This is a genomic window from Stenotrophomonas sp. STEN029 (assembly GCF_056760015.1).
The window spans coordinates 1-4,618 of the sequence record NZ_JBRREC010000155.1; the positions used below are offsets into that span (position 1 = coordinate 1).

At 64.7% G+C, this 4,618-nt stretch carries 4 protein-coding genes; 2 read left to right on the forward strand and 2 right to left on the reverse strand.

The genetic code is table 11. The annotated features are described in order from the left end of the window. Positions 1-111: 111 nt before the first annotated feature. On the reverse strand, positions 112-1,581 hold the full coding sequence (gene mpl / locus ACVOLI_RS20130; RefSeq protein WP_481615738.1) for a UDP-N-acetylmuramate:L-alanyl-gamma-D-glutamyl-meso-diaminopimelate ligase: 1,470 nt from the start codon (positions 1,579-1,581) through the stop codon (positions 112-114). 311 nt (positions 1,582-1,892) lie between these two features. Then, positions 1,893-2,456 (reverse strand): adenylate kinase, encoded by a 564-nt coding sequence (locus tag ACVOLI_RS20135; protein WP_057627841.1) that lies wholly within the window; start codon positions 2,454-2,456, stop codon positions 1,893-1,895. A 143-nt stretch (positions 2,457-2,599) separates the two neighbouring features. On the opposite strand from ACVOLI_RS20135, the gene ACVOLI_RS20140 reads away from it, so the two are divergent. Then, the gene (locus tag ACVOLI_RS20140; RefSeq protein WP_481615739.1) at positions 2,600-3,856 is read left to right on the forward strand and encodes a 6-phosphofructokinase; all 1,257 of its coding nucleotides are present in this window, start codon (positions 2,600-2,602) and stop codon (positions 3,854-3,856) included. Beyond that, positions 3,856-4,509, forward strand: coding sequence for a YiiX family permuted papain-like enzyme (locus ACVOLI_RS20145; protein WP_481615740.1), 654 nt, complete (start codon positions 3,856-3,858; stop codon positions 4,507-4,509). Before ACVOLI_RS20140 ends, ACVOLI_RS20145 begins: the two co-directional genes overlap by 1 nt. The last annotated feature ends 109 nt before the right edge of the window (positions 4,510-4,618 follow it).

A 4,618-nucleotide genomic window follows, 5' to 3' on the forward strand; every position in this document is an offset into this window, starting at 1 on the left:
CCACTACAGGTGAGGTTCCTTGCCGAGCATGGCCCGGCACTACGGTTTGGGTTTTGCGGTAAGGCCTCTGCCGAGCATGGCTCGGCACTACAGGTGAAGCTGCAGTCCGTTCTATGCAGACTGCAGCTGCGCCAGGAACCGCCGCGGCGCGCCATCAAAACCACCGTTTGACATGAACACCACGTGGTCGCCCGCACGCGTGACATCACCGAGCCTGGCCAACAATGCGTCGGTATCGCTGACCGCCTGCGCATCGCCACGCACCGCGTCGATCACCTTGGCTGCATCCCACGGCAGCTCCGGCCGGGCCAGGAACACCACCGCGTCGGCGATATCCAGCGACGGCGCCAATGCCTCCGAATGCGCACCCAATCGCATCGAATTGCTGCGCGGCTCCATCGCCACCACGATGCGTGCATCGCCAACCTTTGCGCGCAGGCCTTGCAGCGTGGTGTGGATGGCGGTTGGGTGATGGGCGAAATCATCGTAGATGGTGATGTCCTGCGCCTGACCGATCACTTCCATGCGTCGCTTGACGCTGTGGAAACCTGCCAAAGCCGACGCCACGCTGGCGACATCGACGCCCACCACGTGTGCGGCTGCCAAGGCAGCCAGGCCATTGAGCACGTTGTGCCGGCCCAGCAGCGACCATTCAACGGTCGCCAACTCGGCACCGCGATGCAGCACCGCAAAGGCGCTGCCATCCTGGTTGATCAGGCGTGCGCTCCATTCCAGCGACGGATCAAAACCGAAGCGCTCCACCGGCGTCCAGCAGCCCATCGCCAGCACTTCGGCGAGGTACTTGTCCTCGCCATTGACGATCAGCCGACCACGACCAGGCACCGTGCGTACCAGATGATGGAACTGGCGCTGGATAGCGGCCACGTCCGGGAAGATGTCGGCGTGATCGAATTCCAGGTTGTTGAGGATGGCGACCAAGGGGCGGTAATGGACGAACTTGCTGCGCTTGTCGAAGAACGCGGTGTCGTATTCGTCAGCTTCAACAACAAAAAGTGGTCGATCCGACACGTTGCTCCCTTCCCCCGCCGGGGGGACAAAGGGCCTGCCCCCGCGAAGGCGGGGGTGCCCCGCAGGGGCGGATTGGGCTACGTCGCCAGCCAGCGACCTACCCAACCGCGCCGACACCCCGAAATCCTCCGCCACGCCACCGATGAGGAAGCCCGGCTCACGCCCGGCCGCCTGCAGCAAGAAGGACAGGATGGTGGTGGTGGTGGTCTTGCCATGCGTGCCGGCCACCGCCAGCGTGTCGCGGCCCGGCAGCACCTGTTCGGACAGCCATTGCGCGCCTGATGTATAGCGTCGGCCCGAATCCAGTACCGCCTCCACCGCCGGGTTGCCGCGCGAGAGCGCGTTGCCGATCACGACCTCGTCGCAGTCGGCGCTGATGTTGCCCGCCAGATAGCCCTGCGACAGGCTGATCCCCAGCGTTTCCAGCTGGGTGGACATCGGCGGATAGACCGCCTGATCGCTGCCTTCGACCTGATGACCGAGTTCGCGGGCCAGGGCGGCCACGCCGCCCATGAAAGTACCGGCAATGCCGAGAATATGGATCTTGCTCATCAACCGATTGTCGCCGATGCACACGGATAAGGGGTATGCCCGAGTTCATGTAGGTGTACCCCTAAAGGATGTAGGGGATTCCCCGATACCATCACGGCACGTTCACAATGAAAATACGTGACGCCAGCCTCAGTATCCCTCAGGTCCTACTCCCCAAGAGGCCATCCCCAGGGAGCTCATGCTGATGGGGCCTTGAGCACGCCCTTAGCTGGCTTTTATTCAAATGAAACGCCCGGATCCAGTACTTGGACCCGGGCGTTTCAGTTTGCGTCGCTCGGGGCTGCAGCGGAATCCGCCGCAGCCCTGCCTGATCAGCGCTTGATCGCCGCCAGGATGCGGGCCAGCACTTCGTCCAGCGCGCCCACGCCATCGACGCGCGCCAGGGTGCCCTTGGCGGCGTAGAAGTCGATTACCGGCGCGGTGGAATCGTTGTAGACCTGCAGGCGCTGACGCACCGATTCCGGATTGTCATCGGCGCGGCCCTGCTCCTGGGCGCGGCCAGCGATGCGCTCGACCAGCAGTTCGGTCGGCACATCCAGCTGCACGATGGCGTCCAGCGGCTGGTTCAGCTTGGCCAGCAGTTCGCCCAGCGCGTTGGCCTGGGCCACGTTGCGCGGGTAGCCGTCGAGGATGAAGCCCTTGGCGGTATCAGCCTGCGACAGGCGCGATTCCAGCATGCCCAGCAGGATGTCGTCGGACACCAGGTTGCCGGCATCCATTACCGCCTTGGCCTGCTTGCCCAGCTCGGTGCCGGCAGCCACTTCGGCGCGCAGCAGGTCGCCGGTGGAAATGTGCGGAACCTGCAGTTGTTCCTTCAGGCTCGTCGCCTGTGTGCCCTTGCCCGAACCGGGCGGTCCCAACAGAACCAATCGCATTCCTGACTCCCATATGTTTTGAGGAAACGGGACGGACAGCGGCGTTAGACTCATGGGCCGATTCACGCTGCACCGCAATATGTGCAGCTTACCGCATCCGGCCAATGTCCCGGAATGTCCTCCCGCTCTGGAGAGTATTGCCCATGTCCAAAGGCACCTTGCTGTATGCCCAGTCCGGCGGCGTCACCGCCGTCATCAATGCCACCGCCTCGGCCGTCATTGCCGAGGCAAGGGCCAGGAAAATCAAGGTGTTGGCGGCGCGCAACGGCATCCTTGGCGCACTGCGCGAGGAGCTGATCGACACCTCGAAGGAGTCGGCCGCCAACATCGCCGCGCTGGCCCACACCCCGGGCGGCGCGTTCGGCTCCTGCCGCTACAAGCTCAAGTCGCTGGAGGCCGACCGCGCCAAGTACGAGCGCCTGCTGGAGGTTTTCAAGGCGCACGACGTGCGCTGGTTCCTCTACAACGGCGGCAATGACTCGGCCGACACCGCACTGAAGGTCTCACAGCTGGCCAAGGAATACGGCTACCCGCTGACCTGCGTGGGCGTACCCAAGACCATCGACAACGACCTGGCGGTCACCGACACCTGCCCGGGCTTCGGCTCGGCGGCCAAGTACACCGCGATCTCGGTGCGCGAGGCGGCGCTGGACGTGGCAGCGATGGCCGAGACCTCCACCCGCGTCTTCATCTACGAGGCGATGGGACGTCATGCCGGTTGGCTGGCCGCAGCTGCGGGCCTGGCTGGCGAGAACCCCGACGACGCACCGCAGATCATCCTGTTGCCGGAGCGTGCCTATGACGAGCCGGTGTTCCTGGCCAAGGTGAAGCAGGTCGTTGAGAAGGTCGGCTTCTGCGTGGTCGTGGCCAGCGAAGGTATCCACACCGTCGACGGCCAGTTCGTCGCCGATGCCGGCGGGGTCAAGGATTCCTTCGGCCACACCCAGCTCGGCGGTGTCGCCTCGTACCTCGCAGGCAAGGTCAAGGCCGAACTCGGCTACAAGGTGCACTGGACCCTGCCCGACTACCTGCAGCGCTCAGCCCGCCACATTGCGTCCAAGACCGACTGGGAACAGGCACAGGCGGTAGGCAAGGCAGCGGTGCAGTTCGCACTGAAGGGACAGAACTCGGTGATGCCGGTAATCGTGCGCAGCTCGGACGTGCCGTATCGCTGGAAGATCGAAGCCGCGCCGCTGTCCAAGGTCGCCAACCACGAAAAGAAGATGCCGGCCAGCTTCATCCGCAAGGACGGCTTCGGCATCACCGAGAAGGCGCGCCGCTACCTGCAGCCGCTGATCCGCGGCGAAGCGCCGCTGCCGTACGGCCGCGATGGCCTGCCGAAGTACGTGACGTTGAAGAACGTCGCCGTGGCGAAGAAGCTCCCGAGCTGGGAAGGCTGATGTCGCGCCGTCGCCGGTGCTGTCTGCGGCCTCCACGTCGCTTCACCGCTGGTTCCAGGGCGATGCAGTGCATCGCCCTGCTGCTGTGCATGGCGTCCGCGCAACTGGCCGGCGCCTACACACCGCAGGATGGCGACATCGTCTTCCACACCTCCACCTCCAGCCAAAGTGCAGCGGTACAGGCCGCCACCGGTTCGCGCTACAGCCATATGGGTGTCGTCCTGCTGCGTGGCGGTCAAGCCCACGTATTGGAAGCGGTGCAGCCGGTGCGGTATACGTCCTTGCAGGCCTGGTTGGATCGCGGTGCGCAGCGTCGCTATGTGATCAAGCGTCCATCGAGACCGCTGACACCAGCAAACAAGGCCCGGATGCACACCGCCGCCACACGCTATGTGGGCCGCCCCTACGACCTGAGCTTTGAGTGGTCTGACCAGCGCATTTATTGTTCTGAGCTGGTGTGGAAGCTGTACCGCGACGCCGCTGGCATCGAACTGGCGCCACTGGCGCGCCTGGACAGCTTCAACCTGCGGGCGCCGGTGGTCCGCAGCAAACTACGCGAACGTTACGGCAACCATGTCCCGTTGGCCGAGCCGGTGATTTCGCCAGCGGCCATCTTCGCCTCACCCTTGCTGGTGACGGTTGACCGGCGCTGACGGAAGCACGGTGTAGTGGCCCGCCCCAGCCCCCGCACCCCATGCCCCGTCACACCCCCCCCCCCAGACGGGCGGGGCCACCCGGCCACCGGAGCCCCGAGTTAATAAA

Coding starts and splice junctions, on each gene's coding strand:
- mpl (WP_481615738.1), bottom strand. CDS start 1,581: ATGAGCAAGATCCATATTCTCGGCATTGCCGGTACTTTCATGGGCGGC.
- ACVOLI_RS20135 (WP_057627841.1), bottom strand. CDS start 2,456: ATGCGATTGGTTCTGTTGGGACCGCCCGGTTCGGGCAAGGGCACACAG.
- ACVOLI_RS20140 (WP_481615739.1), top strand. CDS start 2,600: ATGTCCAAAGGCACCTTGCTGTATGCCCAGTCCGGCGGCGTCACCGCC.
- ACVOLI_RS20145 (WP_481615740.1), top strand. CDS start 3,856: ATGTCGCGCCGTCGCCGGTGCTGTCTGCGGCCTCCACGTCGCTTCACC.